Source organism: Arthrobacter sp. 18067 (assembly GCF_902706295.1).
GTDB lineage: Bacteria > Actinomycetota > Actinomycetes > Actinomycetales > Micrococcaceae > Arthrobacter.
On record NZ_CACSJJ010000011.1, the window covers coordinates 115,592 to 130,262 of the forward strand.

A 14,671-nucleotide genomic window follows, 5' to 3' on the forward strand; every position below is an offset into this window, starting at 1 on the left:
ACGCCGAGGGGTTAGATCCCAGCACTTTCAAAGGCATGAGATCTAACCCCTCGGCGCAGCCAGGAGTAGATTAGCCCCGGATGCCGCACGACACCCTCGGAACAAGCAAGGACCGCGGAGGCAACAATGGCCGGGTCAACACGAAAGACAACCAAAAGCACCGACTACGCGTTCGTCACTGAGTGGCGCGTGGCCGGGACGCGTGAAGAGGTAGTGGGCGTCCTCGGCAACGCCGCGACGCTCAAGCAATGGTGGCCCTCCGTCTATCTCACAGTGACGCCCGTGGCCCAGGGCGGCCCCGACGGTGTTGGCGCCTCTTTCGACCTCCACACCAAGGGCTGGCTCCCCTACACACTGAGATGGCGACTCAGCATTACCGAACCTGTGACCCTCGACGGCTTCGCACTCTCCGCCCAAGGTGACCTCAACGGGACGGGCCGCTGGACTTTTGAAACCGACGGTCCCGAGGTTGTCATCACCTACGACTGGCGGGTCAGCGCAGCCAAGCCCTTGCTGCGGAGGCTGAGCTGGCTCTTCAAACCGGCATTCTCTGCCAACCATCATTGGGCTATGGCGAGCGGCGAGGAGAGCCTCAAACTTGAGCTCCGCCGTCGACGTGCAGGGGCAGGAGCGAAAGTCCCCGAGCCGCCGAAACCCACGTTCGTCCGGCCTTCGAAGGGTTAGCTCCCGACCCTTTGGCTTTTCCAAAGCCCCGAGATCCCGCCCCTCGGCGCAAGTATTCACATAGCCACCCATCCGAGACCCGCTCGGCCCCGAACTCCCGATAGAATCAAGACGCCAACATCAAGCAGCTATGGAACTGAGGGAGGACCAGTGCGCACATCGCGGACCCGGGCTCCTTTCCATGCGCTGCGGTCGGGTGCCATCTCCCTTGTCATCGTTCTCCTCGCTGCAGGCGCACACGTCGTGGGTGGAGGAACTCTGCCCACAGCTCCGGTCCTGCTGGCGCTCGTAGCGCTGACGGCCCTGGTTGCCACACTGGCTACCCGATTCAAGCTGAACCTCGTTGCCATGGCAGGCCTCCTTGGCGGGGGACAGTTGGCTCTTCACGAGGCCTTCACCGCGTTGACCCCCATCACGGCCATCGGCCCGGGAGCAAACCACCACCTCGGCGGCGAATCCCTAAGCCCCGGTGTGGATATCGCAACGACGCACACCCATGAGCTCGGGACAGCTTTTGGCGCCATGATGCTGGTGGGCCACGTCCTGGCTACCGTTGCTTCTGCCGTCATTCTGACCAAGGGCGAGGACGCCCTCTGGCAGCTCGCAGCCTGGCTGCGGCCCTTGTTCGCCCTGCCCACTTTGGTGTTCAGGCCCGACGCCGGCGCCTCGCCTGTCGCACCAGGCACGCCCGACGTCTTCATCCCCCGCCCTTGGCGGAACCTACGGCAGGACAGCCGGCGCGGCCCGCCCGCCGTCGTCGTACTTCCTTAGTTCCGCCCGGCACCCCAGGCGCGCCAACGATGCGCGCCCTGAACGCAAAGCCTTTGCATGGTGACGGGCCCCAAACCCGTACCCTCGCGCCGCACAACCGGCGCCCCCGAAAGGCAATCCCATGAAAAAGTCCACCCTCCGTCGTACCCTTTCCGCCACCGCCGTTGCCGGTGGAACTGCCGCCCTGATGATGGCCGGCCTGGCCGGAGCCTCAGCGCATGTTGGGGCAGATCCCAACAAGACTGCTGCAAACTCTTACGCGCTGGTCACGTTCGGCATCCCGCACGGTTGCGATACCTTCGGCACCACCAAAGTAGCCATCTCACTGCCCGAGGAATTGAACGACGCCCAGCCGACTGTCAACCCGAACTGGACCGTAGAGAAGGTGACAGAGACCCTCGCCGAACCCAAGAAGCTGGATGACGGCACCACCATCACCAAACGGACCAGCCAGATCGTGTACACGGCCAAGGCACCGCTGGATCCGCACCTGCGCGATGCACTGGTCCTGTCGGTCAAGCTGCCGGATGCAGCGGGAAAGACCATTTACTTCCCCACTTTGCAGACCTGCGAGCAGGGGCAGACTGACTGGTCCGAGATCGCCAAGGAAGGGCAGGATGAGCACGAGCTCAAGGCCCCGGCACCGTCGGTCACCATCACCCCCGCTGCCGCGGAAGGCGACCACCACGCTGCCACAACAGTCTCCACCGAGCAGGCCTCCGCGGTCACCGACGACGGCTCGCAGGCACGCAGCTGGGCAGGCTTGATCGCCGGCATCGCTGGTTTGGGCTTGGGCGGTGCTGCATTCTTCCGCAGCCGTTCCGCCAAGCCAGCCGCGGCCAAGGCTGACACCAAGTAGCAAATTCAGGATTGGCGCCCGGAAGATCACGATCCGGGCGCCAATCCTTGCTCTTCGCCGTGGCTCAATTGACTCACGCCACGGCCGAGGCAAGGCTGGTGCCCATGTGGACTCAGCGCATCAAAACCGGACTTGTGACGACGACGGCAGCCGCTTCACTGCTGCTTCTAGCGGCCTGCGGGCCCAGCCCCAGCCCGGCGGGAACGAGTAGTGCCCCGCCCACCTCTTCGACTCCGTCGGCCTCGGCGACGCCCAGTTCACCTTCTGCAACGGCTACAACGACGCCATCGTCGTCGGCCACTGCCACGTCCGCAGACTCCGCCCTGTGCAAAGCTGCGTCATTGACTGTGGCCACCGACTCGACCGGCGGCGGAGCGGCCGGCAGCATCTACGAAAAGTTGATCCTCACGAACTCCGGGAGCACCGCCTGCATCCTGGAGGGCTTCGCCGGTGTCTCGCTGACCGCCGATGCCAGCGGTGAGCCGATCGGCGAACCGGCAACCCGCGAGACCACCACCCCTGTCACCAAGATCGAGCTGGCCCCGGGCAAGTCGGCGTGGGCTGAAATCCGCTACACGCAGGCCGGAAACTACGGCGATTGCACCAAGGTCCCAGCGGCCGGCTTCCGTATCTACCCGCCTAACGACACCGCATCGCTGTTCATCGCCGAGCCCCACGACGCGTGCAGCAACGCCGGCATCAAGCTCTTGACCATCACCGCGTTCCAGGCAGTCTGACCTTCTCCCTACGGCCCCGGCTTATTCTGTCGGGGCCGTGGGGCATGATGGAGGAATGCAGGAGCCGCAGGCGTCGGATGGCGCCATCAGCCGTTTCAGCCAGGCAACCAGGGAATGGTTCCTCGGCGCTTTTTCCGAGCCCACACCCGCGCAGGACGGGGCATGGAACGCGATCTCGTCAGGCTCACACGCACTTGTAGTAGCCCCCACCGGTTCCGGTAAAACCCTCGCGGCTTTCTTGTGGGCCCTGGATCGGCTCCATTCCACACCGTCAGATGCACTGCCGGGATTGGAATCCGTCCCGGCCAACGGCAAGGGCCGCGCCAGACGCCCCAAAACCAAGACACGCGTCCTCTATATTTCACCGCTCAAGGCGCTGGGCGTAGACGTCGAACGCAACCTGCGCGCACCTCTGATCGGCATCACGCAGACCGCCAAGCGTTTGGGGCTGCCAGCACCGCTGGTCACGGTCGGCGTCCGTTCAGGAGATACGACGGCGGCGGATCGCCGCACGCTGTTGACCAGCCCGCCGGACATCCTCATCACCACACCGGAGTCCCTGTTCCTCATGCTGACCTCCCGTGCCCGGGAGACGCTCAGCGAAGTGGACACCATCATCATCGACGAAGTGCACGCTGTGGCCGGCACCAAGCGCGGGGCACATCTTGCCGTTTCCTTGGAACGCCTCGATGCCCTGCTGCCCAAGCCTGCGCAGCGCATCGGACTCTCAGCTACCGTCCAACCCCGTGAATTGGTGGCCCAGTTCCTGGCAGGCCAGGCGCCAGTGGAGATCGTGGCACCCCCGTCCAAGAAGAACTGGAACCTTACTGTCACTGTTCCGGTGGAGGACATGTCGGACCTGCAGGGGGCGGCCGGAGCGTTCGATTCCGGACCCGCGTCCGGCCTGCAGCCCCAGGCCTCCATCTGGCCTCATGTTGAGGAACAGATCGTTGACCTGGTCCTGTCCAAGCAATCCACCATTGTCTTCGCCAACTCCCGGCGTCTTTCCGAGCGCCTCACGGCACGGCTCAATGAAATCTACGCGGAACGCCAGTTGATGGCGGTGGGCGGCGGAGATTGGGCTGGCCCCGGGACGAACCCCGGCGTTCCGGCGTCCACCGCCACCCCGGCTCATATGATGGCGCAGGCCGGCAGCACTACCGGCGCAGATCCCGTGCTTGCCCGTGCTCACCACGGCTCGGTCTCCAAGGATCAACGGGCCATGATCGAGGATGACCTCAAGTCCGGCAGGCTCCGCTGTGTCGTGGCAACCTCGTCACTGGAACTGGGCATCGATATGGGTGCCGTGGACCTGGTCATCCAAGTGGAGTCTCCGCCGTCGGTGGCCAGTGGCCTGCAACGCGTGGGGCGTGCAGGCCACCAAGTGGGCGAGATTTCCGAGGGCGTGTTGTTCCCCAAGCACAGGGCTGATCTCCTGCACACCAGTGTCACCGTGGAACGCATGTTGAGCGGGCAGATTGAACGCTTGAGCATCCCCACCAATCCCCTGGACATCCTGGCCCAGCAGACTGTGGCGGCAACTGCTTTGGGGAGCATAGATGTCGAGGACTGGTTCAGCACGGTGCGGCGGTCAGCACCGTTCGCGAGCCTGCCGAGGTCGGCGTTTGAGGCCACACTGGACCTGTTGGCGGGCCGGTATCCGTCAGACGAATTCGCTGAGCTCCGGCCGCGCATCATTTGGGACCGGCACGCAGGAACCATTGAGGGCAGGCCCGGCGCCCAACGACTTGCGGTGACCTCTGGCGGCACCATTCCGGATCGCGGACTGTTCGGCGTGTACATCATCGGCACGGAGGTTGAGGGCTCATCCTCCCCAGGCAGCACCGACGGAAGTGAACCCACAGCGTCGGCTCGCGCTGCCAAGGGCGGACGCCGCGTTGGCGAGCTCGATGAAGAGATGGTGTACGAGTCCAGGGTGGGCGACGTCTTCGCACTCGGAGCCACCAGCTGGAAGATCGAGGACATCACCCACGACCGCGTACTGGTCTCCCCTGCCTTTGGCCAGCCCGGCAAACTCCCCTTCTGGAAGGGCGATTCCCTCGGCCGCCCGGTCGACCTCGGCCGGGCCTTGGGTGCCTTCATCCGCGAACTCTCCGCCGCTGACGAGGCTCCTGCCATGGAACGCTGCCAGGCCAGCGGCCTGGATGCCTTCGCAGCAAGCAACCTGCTCCAATACCTCAGGGAACAGAAGGACGCCACCGAGATTGTGCCAAGCGACAGAACGCTGGTGGTCGAACGCTTCCATGACGAGCTGGGCGACTGGCGGGTTGTCCTCCATAGCCCCTTCGGTATGCCTGTCCACGCTCCGTGGGCACTCGCCGTGGGCCAACGGCTCCAACAACGGTACGGTCTGGACGGCTCTGCAATGGCTGCCGACGACGGCATCGTGCTACGCGTGCCCATGATGGAAGACGAGCCGCCCGGAGCTGAGCTCTTCCTGTTCGACCCGGAGGAACTGGAACAGATCGTCACTGCAGAAGTCGGCGGCAGCGCACTGTTCGCCTCACGATTCCGCGAGTGCGCGGCCAGGGCTCTGCTGTTGCCCCGTCAAAACCCGGCCAAACGCCAGCCACTGTGGCAACAACGGCAACGTTCAGCCCAGTTGCTGGACGTCGCCCGGAAATACCCGTCATTCCCCATCGTGCTCGAAACGGTGCGTGAATGCCTGCAGGATGTCTACGATCTACCAGCGCTGAAAGACATTGCGGCATCCGTGGAGCGCCGTGAACTCAGGATCGTGGAGACTACAACCCAGCAGCCCTCCCCCTTCGCGAAGTCCCTGCTGTTCGGCTATGTGGCCCAGTTCCTCTACGAGGGCGACTCCCCCTTGGCGGAACGCCGGGCTGCTGCCCTCGCCTTGGACTCCACTCTCCTCAACGAGCTCCTGGGCCGCGTGGAACTGCGCGAACTGCTGGACGCGGCCGTCATCGACTCCACGGAAATGGAGTTGCAGCGGCTGGCTGCTGACAGGCGCGTGCGTGGGATGGAGGGCGTCGCTGATCTTCTGCGACTCCTCGGTCCGCTCAGCGTTGAGGAAGTGGCGGAACGGCTGGAAGGGGTGCCGCAGACTGAGCTCGACGGCGCAGAACACGTGGAGGAAGTCCCGCCGTCCGCGCCGCCAGGCACGGTCACCGATGCCGGATCCCACCTCGCCGCCCTCCAGAAAGCCAACCGTGCCCTGAAAGTCACCATCGGCGGCGTCGAACGTTTTGCTGCCATTGAGGACGCGGCCCGGCTGCGCGACGCCATCGGCGTTCCGTTGCCCATGGGTGTGCCGCTGGCCTTTATCGAGCCGGTCCATGATCCGCTGGGCGACCTCGTTTCACGCTATGCCCGCACGCACGGGCCTTTCACGGCATCGGAAGCTGCGACCAGGCTGGGCCTTGGCGTCGCCGTCGTCAATACTGCGCTGAAACGCCTTGCCGGGGATGGTCGAGTAGTTGAGGGCGAGTTCCGTCCGCACGCTGTCGCCGCTGAGGCCACGGCTGAGGGCGCAGATCCCGAGCTCATGACGCTGGAGGCCCCGCCGTCCAGCGAGTGGTGCGATGCCGAGGTCCTGAGAAAGCTGCGGCGTCGTTCTCTTGCTGCGCTCCGGGCCGAAGTGGAACCCGTGGACACCGCCGCTTACGGTCGGTTCCTGCCGGCCTGGCAAAACGTCACCGCGCCCGGCAAGTCCAGGAGCCAGGCGTTGCGCGGCCTGGACGGCATCATCACGGCCGTGGACCAACTCTCCGGCGTACCAATCCCCGCATCAGCCTGGGAGCCGTTGGTGCTGGCGAGCCGGGTGGCGGACTACAAACCGGCCATGCTCGACGAACTGATGGCTGCCGGCGAGCTCCTCTGGTCCGGGGCGGGATCTTTGCCAGGGAACGACGGCTGGATCAGCCTTCACGTGGCCGATTCCGCTGAGCTGACGCTCAACCCCTCCCCCGACTTCGAACCCGGCGATGCCCAACAGCGGCTCTTGCAGCATTTCGGCGCGGGTGGTGGCTATTTCTTCCGGCAACTCACGGACGTGGCAGGCGGTATGGATTCGGTGTTGAGCGACGACGCCGTGGTGACTGCGCTCTGGGACCTCGTCTGGGCCGGCCGGGTAACGGGAGATACTTTCGCTCCCGTGCGTGCCATGATCGCCGGCGGTAAAACCGCCCACCGGCAGGTGGCCAAGGCACCGAGGGCGCGGGCTCCGCGCCTCAGCAGGCTGGGCCGCTCGCATGGAACAGGCCTTCTGGGCTCACCCGGACTCACTGGGGGCCGCTACGGCTCAGTCTCAAGCGGTATTGCCCCAGCACCGCCGTCGGCTGTGGGCCGCTGGTCCGCCTTGCCTGCACCGGAACTGGACCCTACCATCCATGCCCGAGGGACGGCTGAACTGCTGCTGGACAGGTACGGCGTGGTGACCCGTGGCTCTGTCATGGCCGAGAACATCATCGGCGGCTTCGGGCTCATGTACAAAGTGCTAGCCCGGTTGGAAGAAGCCGGTCGGTGCCGCCGCGGCTACTTCATCGAGCATCTCGGGGCTGCCCAGTTCGCTGTCCCCGCGACGGTGGACAGGCTGAGATCGTTCACGGAGGATGCCCGTATTTCCAAGGCAGAGCCTTCGGCCTTGGCGCTTGCCGCAACAGATCCGGCCAACCCCTACGGCGCCGCCCTTCCTTGGCCTGCCTTGTCAGTCGACGCCGGGTCCGGGCACCGCCCGGGGCGGAAGGCCGGAGCGCTGGTGGTGATGGTCGACGGCGCGTTGGTCCTTTACGTTGAACGCGGCGGCAAGACGCTGCTCACTTTCAGCCAGGACGACGCCGTACTGACGCTTGCGGCCCAAGCCTTGGTGGATGTGGTGCGCCGCGGTGCCGTGGACAAGCTCTTCATGGAGAAGGTCAACGGACACGACCTCCTCGAAACCCCTATTGCCGTTGCCCTTGCGGCTGCCGGCGCCTACTCCACTCCGAAGGGACTCCGGATCCGTGCCTGAAGGTGATTCCATTTGGCGCGCCGCCTCGCGTCTGAACGAGGCCTTGGCCGGGCAAACCATCACTGCCTCCGACTTCCGTGTGCCCCGTTTCGCCACCCTGAACCTGGCGGGGTGGACCATGACCGAAGTGGTCCCGCGGGGCAAGCACCTGCTGATGCGCCTGACCGGCCCCGTGGACGAGGAACCTGGTGCCAGCAGCAAGCCCCGGGCCCTGACCATCCACTCCCATCTGAAGATGGAGGGCAACTGGATGATCTATCCGCCGGGTGGCCGCTGGACCAAGCCCGGCCACACAGCGCGGTGCGTGCTCCGCACAGCCTCGGCAGACGCCGTCGGATTCTCGCTGGGCATCCTGGAAGTCGTGCCCACCGCAGAGGAAGACAAGGTAGTGGGACACCTCGGGCCGGACCTGCTAGGCCCGGACTGGGACGAGGAAGAAGCCTTGCGCAGGCTGCAGACCGAGCCGGACGTCACCGTGGGCTTCGCACTGTTGGATCAGCGGAAGCTGGCAGGCATCGGCAACATCTACCGTTGCGAGGCGTGCTTCCTCTCCGGCATCCATCCCGCCTTGCCCCTCAGAGAAGTTCCCGATCTGGCCAAGACGGTCACCGACGCCAAACGCCTCCTCGGCGAAAACCTGGGTCCTGGACGGCGGACCACTCTTGGACCGCGTGCCATGAGGCCCGGGTACTGGGTTTACGGCAGGGAACGCCAACCGTGCAGACGATGCGGAACCACTGTTCGCCGCGGGCTTCTGGCGGCCCCGGACGGAACCGAGGAACGCGATATCTACTTCTGTCCGCGATGCCAGCCGGCCCCGTAATCACCCAGCCTCCCCAGCAGTTGTCCAACGGCCCGCGCACGGTTGTTCACCGCCGTCGGTCGCTTTTACGCCATCCTGCGGTCATGCGGCGGGCGCGGCCTCCACGACTTCCGTGGGGGCCGTTGCCTTGGCCTTTTCCGGCACCATGAATTTTGGCAGCAAAACCTGAACGATCGGGCCAATAGCGAGGGCATACACAACGGTTCCGACGCCAACTGAGCCTCCCAACAGGAAGCCCACGGCCAGGACCACCACTTCGATTCCCGTGCGCACCAGCCTGACGGACCAACCAGTGCGGCGGACCAGGCCCGTCATCAGGCCGTCGCGGGCACCGGGACCGAGTCGGGCGCCGATGTAGCAAGCGGAGGCGATGCCGTTGAGGATTACGGCGCCGGCCAGCATGGCGATCTGTCCGCCGAGGTGGGAGAACGCCGGGATGAGCCATAGCCCAAGATCGGCAAAGAGCCCCACCAGGACAGCGTTGGCGATGGTTCCAATGCCCGGCATCTGCCGCAACGGAATCCAGAGCAGCAGGACGAGGAAGCTTACCGCGATGACCACGACGCCGATGCTGAAACCGGTCTTCTGGGACACGCCTTGGTGGAACACGTCCCAGGGGTCCAAGCCAAGGCCCGCCCGGATGAACATGGCCAGGGAGATGCCATACATCGCGAGGCCGATCAGGAGTTGTGTGATTCTTCGGGTCATCATGGAGTACATCTTCCAAGGAAACTGGCCTTGTATTCCATAGCCAGTTTGGAATACTGGTCTTATGTCCGGCTCATTGAATCCCACTGCACTCGCCCGTCTCATGGGCAAATGGAACTCCGGCGCCCTGCCCGCCTACCGCGAGCTGGCCGACGTCGTACGTTTGCTGGTGATGGATGGCCGCATCCCGCTGGACGTCGCACTGCCCAGCGAACGCGCGCTGGCGCAGACACTTGGCCTCAGTCGCACTACCGTCACCGCCGCGTATGCGAGCCTGCGCGAGCAGGGGTTCCTGACCGCCGGGCAGGGCAGCCGCGGCCGGACCTGCATCCCGCACCGCACTGCGCCGGTCAGCGCGCCCGGGCTCGCGGTTCCGGACGGATTGTTGGACCTTGCCTATGCGTCACTGCCAGCAGCAGGCGAGGTGGTGCATCGGGCGTTCGCGGACGCCCTGACCGAATTGCCTGCGCTCCTGCCGGGTTTTGGGTACGACGCCGTCGGAGTACCCGCCCTGCGTGAAGCCATCGCGGAAAAGTACACGGCCGAGGGCGTGCCCACTTCAGCTGGCCAGATCCTGGTCACTTCCGGTGCGCAGCACGCCCTCAACATCGTGCTGCGGACCCTGGCTGCAAAGCAGGACCGGGTCCTGGTGGAGCACCCCACCTATCCCAACGCACTGGATGCCATCCGTTCTGCCGGCTGCAAGCCGGTGCCGGTCGCTTTGCCCGCCGGCACATCACCGGCCTGGGACATCGACGCGATGGTCGCCACCATGAATCAGCAACGCCCGGCCATGGCCTACCTCGTCCCCGATTTCCACAACCCCACGGGTCGCATCATGTCGGATCTGCAGCGGCGGCGTTTAGTGCGTGCGGCAGCTTCGTCCGGGACTGTGCTGGTGGTGGATGAGACGCTTCGGGGGTTGAACCTCGACGACGTCCGCACCGCGCCGATGTCGGCCTTCAGTCCCGCCGTGGTGTCCATTGGCTCACTCAGCAAATCCCATTGGGCGGGTTTGCGGACCGGGTGGATCCGCGCTGATGAAGCCCTGATTGCCCGCTTTATTGCCACAAGGACCGTCATGGACCTGGGCGGGCCTGTGGTTGAGCAGTTGGCCGCAGCGCGGCTGGTCAGATCGTTCGCCGAGCCGCTGGACGCCCGCCTTGAGGAGCTCCGCCATAACCGGGAATCGTTGCTGGGACTGCTTGCGGAGCACCTGCCGGAATGGGAGGCCGAGCGCCCCCGCGGCGGGCTCACCGTCTGGTGCCGCCTCCCCTCTCCGTGCAGCACGGCCCTGACCGTTCTGGCGCCGGACTTCGGGCTCCGTTTGGCAGCCGGGCCCCGCTTCGGGGCGGGAGGCGCCTTTGAACACTATTTGCGCGTGCCCTACACCTTGCCGCCGGAGCAGTTGGAGTTCGCCGTCCGCGCGCTTCGCGCCGCCCAGGACAAGCTCGACGCCTCGCCCCACCTCCGCCGGACCCTCAAGACCGGGCGGCCGCCCGTCGTCGCGGTTGCCTAATGGGCCGGTCGGGCGGCTGAGCCCATGCGCTGCCTCGCCGTGTTGCTGCCGGGACCGACGGGAACGTGCGAGGTCGCCTTGGCCAGGCCGAACAGCGGCATCCCGTTGTAGACCACCTCAATGCCCGACGCCGGCACTTGATACGTCTCGTGCCACACGCCGACGTCCCCACTGCCTGCGATCTCCTTCATGAACTTCCGCCACGGGCCCAGATGCGGCGAGTCGCGGTCCGCAGCAAAGCGCCTCAAATGCTCGGGGCTTTCCCAGTAGCTGAGCAGGATGGTGGTCCGCCCAAACCATTGCTCGCTGCCCAGCAGGCCAGCCTCCGGGTTGGCGGCAAGGTGCCGCATCATGGTGGGCATGGCCGCCGCCACCTTGGCCACGCGCCCGGTCTTCCACCACCTGTTGGCCCGCATCCCAATGAGGAAAACGGTCACGGTGTCGCGCCCAATGTCCGCGGTGAAGCGGCCGGGGAAAATCTCCTGTGCCATGTGAATCCTTCGATGGAGGGAACCTCAGGGTTCCTGGGTTTCCGGTTTCATAACGTCGTTATGAAACAATGTTATGAAACACTTGGAGACATGGCAAGACCCATCGTTCATGATCAGCTCGTCCAGCAGAGGCTTCTGGCGGTAACCGCCGAGCTCGTAGACCGGGAAGGACCGGCACGCGTAACTCTCCGGGATGTGGCCGCTGCGGCAGATACGTCCACGTCCGCGATCTACTCGCTCTTCGGCGGCAAAGCGCAACTGTTGACGGCCGCCGTCGACGACGGTTTCCGCACCTTCGGTGAGTCCCAACGGGATGCCGCCGCGAATGGGCTTCTGGCGCTCGGCCGGGCCTATCGCGCCTGGGCATTGGAGCACCCGGCCCTCTACCGCCTCATGTTCGGTGGCGCGCTGGCCGCCTATGTGGACTGCAGCCCGACGCCGGAAGTCGCCTCCGACTCAATGCTCCCCTTGGTGGAGACGGTCACCGAGGCCCAAGCAGCGGGGAGGGTCCGGACCGGGAACCCCGCAGTGGTGGCCATGGCCATTTGGGGACAGGTCCACGGCCTGGTCAGTCTCGAGCTGGCGCAGATGAACGACCCCGCGACGGACTGGGCCGGAATCTACGAAACCGCCCTCGAGTCCGTCGCGCGCGCCTGGGCGCCGTAGAGTCGCCCCTTACGCGTACAGCTTCTCCAGGAATCCGCCCCAGGCCTTCGCCGTGAGTTCGGAGTCGCCCGAGCCGCTGAACTCGTGCACCGTCATGCCCACCGGCGCGCCGAAAGCATTGCGCCCAAAGAACCGGTAGAGAGTATCCCCGGTCCGCAGGCCCAGGAAGTTCCCGTTGGAGAAGTCGACTTCCCCACTGAGCCGCCCCACGCCGTCGACGTCCGCCTCGAAAGTCGAACCAGCAGCGACGCCATCGACACCCAAGGCCTGCTTCAGCTGCACGAAACCATCTGGGGTTTGTGAAGTAGCTGGCGCCTGGACGTCCGTGAACACCACTGGCTTGCCGTCGAAGTGCTGCAGGTACTGGCCCAGCGTGTGAAGGTAGAACTCGGTGTGCTTGCTGGCGCCGTCGTACTGCTCGTCCCAGTTGTCGGCGAAGATCCCGCTGTGGACGTAGTGCAGCTTGGCGCGGCCGCCTTCGAGTGGCTCCAGGACGTGTTCCAGCTGGTTGAACCAGCCATCCGGACCATCCATGCGGGACACCAGGTGGGTGGGATATTCCTGGACGGTTTTTACGTCCGGCCACTGATCCGTGGGGAACATCCAAGCCGGCGTGTCCTTGGTGACGGCCTCCCACACCCGCTCAGGAGTGCCGGGCAGTTCGGCGTCCGCCACGATTTCGAATTTCCGGTTGTCAGTCATTGCTCTGGTCCTTTTCTGCTGATTGCTCCGAGGAGGCTTTGTCCGTTGAAGGGGTCTTCAGTGCGGGATGAAGCACGACGACGAGCCGGTGCTTGCGCGCCCCGCCCGCCACTGCGGCAGCACCGCCGTCGTGGTACTTATCCACGAGTTGGGTCACCGCCACGCCGAGCTCTTCGGCGAAGGCTGCGCGTTCCGCGGCAGAGCGGAAGGCGATTTCCCCGTCGATCGCGAAACTGGCCAGCTTCTTCTTGGCCACGGCAGCACCGGCGATGAGCTTGCCCATCTCCTGCACGGTTCGCGAGGCAAGTGAGAGGAGCCAGAAGGCCGAAAAGCGGTCCGCGAAACGTCGGGGATCCGGTGCCACAGATGCCAGGGCGGCCGGGGAGATCAGGTAAGACGCCGCCGTCGCCCGCAGTACGCGCTCGGTGACGTTGCCTTTCCTGCGCTCTTCCACCAGCTCCACCAAGCCATGACGCTCCAGGGCCTTGAGGTGGTAGTTCACCTTCTGCCGCGGCAGACCAACCTTGGCGGCCAGCTGCGTGGCGGACGCCGGCTCGGAAAGCTCGTGGAGGATGCGTGTGCGGATCGGGTCCAGCGACGCTTCCGCCGCGGCCGGGTCCTCGATCACTTCGATGTCCAACATGCTTCCAGTATGCTCACCGACAACTTTTCTTGTCAAGAACTTTTTTATCGTCGGTACGGATGTTGTTGGAGGCCCACAGTAGAATTGTCCGGTGATGCAATCCCCCCTCCCCGTGCGCGACGGCGTGAACGCGACCCGCCTCCGCCTCCCGGAGGAGGGTCCGTGGGTCACCGCAATGGACTACATGATGCATCGCTGGGGACACATCGACCCCCAGGGCATCGAGGACCGCTTCGACGCCGGCGAGATCGTGGGCGAAGGCGGCGTACCGCTTGATCGCAGCACCAAGCTGGAGGACCACACCTTCATCTGGTACTACCGCACCCTCCCACCGGAGACGCGCCTGCCCGTCGAGATCAACATCCTGCACCAGGACGACCACATCCTGGTGGTGGACAAGCCGCACTTCCTGCCCACCACGCCCGGAGGGACGTACATCCAGGAATCCGCGCTGGTCCGGCTCCGGAACCTTCTGGACCTCCCGGACCTCATCCCGATGCATCGCCTGGACCGCATGACCGCCGGGCTGCTGCTGCTCTCAACCAACCCGGAGACGCGCGGCAAGTACCAGGTGCTCTTCGAGAAGCGCCAGGTCCAGAAGGAATACGAGTGCGTGTCCGCCGCGATGCCGGCTGAAGGTTTTCCCGCCGTCGACTTCCCAGTGGTGGTCCGCAACCGAATGACCAAGTCCCGCAGTTACCTGCTGGCCGAAGTCATCGACGGCGAACCTAACGCGGAAACGCGCATCGAACAAACAACAACGTTCGACGCCGGCACTCACCAGCGCGCGCTGTACCGGCTGGAACCCCACACCGGAAAAACCCATCAACTTCGCGTGCACATGGCCTCGTTGGGGCTGGGGATCATCAACGATGCCTTCTACCCGGACCTGCTGGACAAGGCGCCGGATGACTACAGCAAGCCGCTCCAACTCCTGGCCCGCGGCATCCGGTTTGTCGATCCCATCAGCAAGCAACCCGTGGAATACCGCAGCCGGTTGGAGCTCAGCGAAGCCCGCACCTGACCCTTCCGGGGGACCGTTTCTTCCGTAACCCGGTAGGACTAGCATTGGTGT

General features: G+C 65.1%; 13 protein-coding genes. 9 read left to right on the plus strand and 4 right to left on the minus strand.

Annotated features, from left to right (window positions below):
• Window positions 1-126 precede the first annotated feature (126 nt).
• From GVL04_RS12630 to GVL04_RS12655, 6 genes are all read left to right on the plus strand, one after another.
• Entirely contained in the window at window positions 127-684 is a 558-nt protein-coding gene (locus tag GVL04_RS12630; protein ID WP_159704822.1) for an SRPBCC family protein, read from the plus strand.
• Between the two features lie 150 nt (window positions 685-834).
• The gene (locus tag GVL04_RS12635; RefSeq protein ID WP_159704825.1) at window positions 835-1,455 is read left to right on the plus strand and encodes a hypothetical protein; all 621 of its coding nucleotides are present in this window, start codon (window positions 835-837) and stop codon (window positions 1,453-1,455) included.
• A 121-nt stretch (window positions 1,456-1,576) separates the two neighbouring features.
• Window positions 1,577-2,314, plus strand: coding sequence for a YcnI family protein (locus GVL04_RS12640; protein WP_159704828.1), 738 nt, complete (start codon window positions 1,577-1,579; stop codon window positions 2,312-2,314).
• 104 nt (window positions 2,315-2,418) lie between these two features.
• A complete protein-coding gene (locus GVL04_RS12645; RefSeq protein WP_159704831.1) occupies window positions 2,419-3,051 on the plus strand; it encodes a DUF4232 domain-containing protein in 633 nt (210 codons plus the stop codon).
• 55 nt (window positions 3,052-3,106) lie between these two features.
• Window positions 3,107-8,044, plus strand: a complete 4,938-nt coding sequence (locus GVL04_RS12650) for an ATP-dependent helicase (RefSeq protein ID WP_159704834.1) — start codon at window positions 3,107-3,109, stop codon at window positions 8,042-8,044.
• Window positions 8,037-8,867, plus strand: coding sequence for a DNA-formamidopyrimidine glycosylase family protein (locus GVL04_RS12655; protein WP_159704837.1), 831 nt, complete (start codon window positions 8,037-8,039; stop codon window positions 8,865-8,867). The genes GVL04_RS12650 and GVL04_RS12655 overlap by 8 nt, the downstream gene beginning before the upstream one ends.
• Before the next feature lie 81 nt (window positions 8,868-8,948).
• Here the strand turns inward: GVL04_RS12655 and GVL04_RS12660 are convergent, their stop codons facing one another.
• On the minus strand, window positions 8,949-9,578 hold the full coding sequence (locus tag GVL04_RS12660; protein WP_159704840.1) for a YitT family protein: 630 nt from the start codon (window positions 9,576-9,578) through the stop codon (window positions 8,949-8,951).
• 61 nt (window positions 9,579-9,639) lie between these two features.
• On the opposite strand from GVL04_RS12660, the gene GVL04_RS12665 reads away from it, so the two are divergent.
• A complete protein-coding gene (locus GVL04_RS12665) occupies window positions 9,640-11,094 on the plus strand; it encodes a PLP-dependent aminotransferase family protein (protein WP_159704844.1) in 1,455 nt (484 codons plus the stop codon).
• Here GVL04_RS12665 and GVL04_RS12670 read toward each other — a convergent pair.
• On the minus strand, window positions 11,091-11,585 hold the full coding sequence (locus tag GVL04_RS12670) for a DUF4188 domain-containing protein (protein ID WP_159704847.1): 495 nt from the start codon (window positions 11,583-11,585) through the stop codon (window positions 11,091-11,093). The genes GVL04_RS12665 and GVL04_RS12670 overlap by 4 nt on opposite strands.
• 90 nt (window positions 11,586-11,675) lie before the next feature.
• Between GVL04_RS12670 and GVL04_RS12675 the strand changes: the two genes are divergently transcribed.
• On the plus strand, window positions 11,676-12,251 hold the full coding sequence (locus GVL04_RS12675; protein ID WP_159704850.1) for a TetR-like C-terminal domain-containing protein: 576 nt from the start codon (window positions 11,676-11,678) through the stop codon (window positions 12,249-12,251).
• 9 nt (window positions 12,252-12,260) lie between these two features.
• On the opposite strand, the gene GVL04_RS12680 is transcribed toward GVL04_RS12675, so the two are convergent.
• The gene (locus tag GVL04_RS12680; RefSeq protein ID WP_159704853.1) at window positions 12,261-12,953 is read right to left on the minus strand and encodes an SRPBCC domain-containing protein; all 693 of its coding nucleotides are present in this window, start codon (window positions 12,951-12,953) and stop codon (window positions 12,261-12,263) included.
• Entirely contained in the window at window positions 12,946-13,596 is a 651-nt protein-coding gene (locus GVL04_RS12685) for a helix-turn-helix domain-containing protein (protein WP_159704856.1), read from the minus strand. The genes GVL04_RS12680 and GVL04_RS12685 overlap by 8 nt, the downstream gene beginning before the upstream one ends.
• 94 nt (window positions 13,597-13,690) lie before the next feature.
• Between GVL04_RS12685 and GVL04_RS12690 the strand changes: the two genes are divergently transcribed.
• Window positions 13,691-14,620, plus strand: a complete 930-nt coding sequence (locus GVL04_RS12690) for an RluA family pseudouridine synthase (RefSeq protein WP_159704979.1) — start codon at window positions 13,691-13,693, stop codon at window positions 14,618-14,620.
• Window positions 14,621-14,671 lie beyond the last annotated feature (51 nt).

Coding starts and splice junctions, on each gene's coding strand:
- GVL04_RS12650 (WP_159704834.1), top strand. CDS start 3,107: ATGCAGGAGCCGCAGGCGTCGGATGGCGCCATCAGCCGTTTCAGCCAG.
- GVL04_RS12640 (WP_159704828.1), top strand. CDS start 1,577: ATGAAAAAGTCCACCCTCCGTCGTACCCTTTCCGCCACCGCCGTTGCC.
- GVL04_RS12660 (WP_159704840.1), bottom strand. CDS start 9,578: ATGATGACCCGAAGAATCACACAACTCCTGATCGGCCTCGCGATGTAT.
- GVL04_RS12645 (WP_159704831.1), top strand. CDS start 2,419: ATGTGGACTCAGCGCATCAAAACCGGACTTGTGACGACGACGGCAGCC.
- GVL04_RS12630 (WP_159704822.1), top strand. CDS start 127: ATGGCCGGGTCAACACGAAAGACAACCAAAAGCACCGACTACGCGTTC.
- GVL04_RS12685 (WP_159704856.1), bottom strand. CDS start 13,596: ATGTTGGACATCGAAGTGATCGAGGACCCGGCCGCGGCGGAAGCGTCG.
- GVL04_RS12690 (WP_159704979.1), top strand. CDS start 13,691: ATGCAATCCCCCCTCCCCGTGCGCGACGGCGTGAACGCGACCCGCCTC.
- GVL04_RS12665 (WP_159704844.1), top strand. CDS start 9,640: ATGTCCGGCTCATTGAATCCCACTGCACTCGCCCGTCTCATGGGCAAA.
- GVL04_RS12675 (WP_159704850.1), top strand. CDS start 11,676: ATGGCAAGACCCATCGTTCATGATCAGCTCGTCCAGCAGAGGCTTCTG.
- GVL04_RS12670 (WP_159704847.1), bottom strand. CDS start 11,585: ATGGCACAGGAGATTTTCCCCGGCCGCTTCACCGCGGACATTGGGCGC.
- GVL04_RS12680 (WP_159704853.1), bottom strand. CDS start 12,953: ATGACTGACAACCGGAAATTCGAAATCGTGGCGGACGCCGAACTGCCC.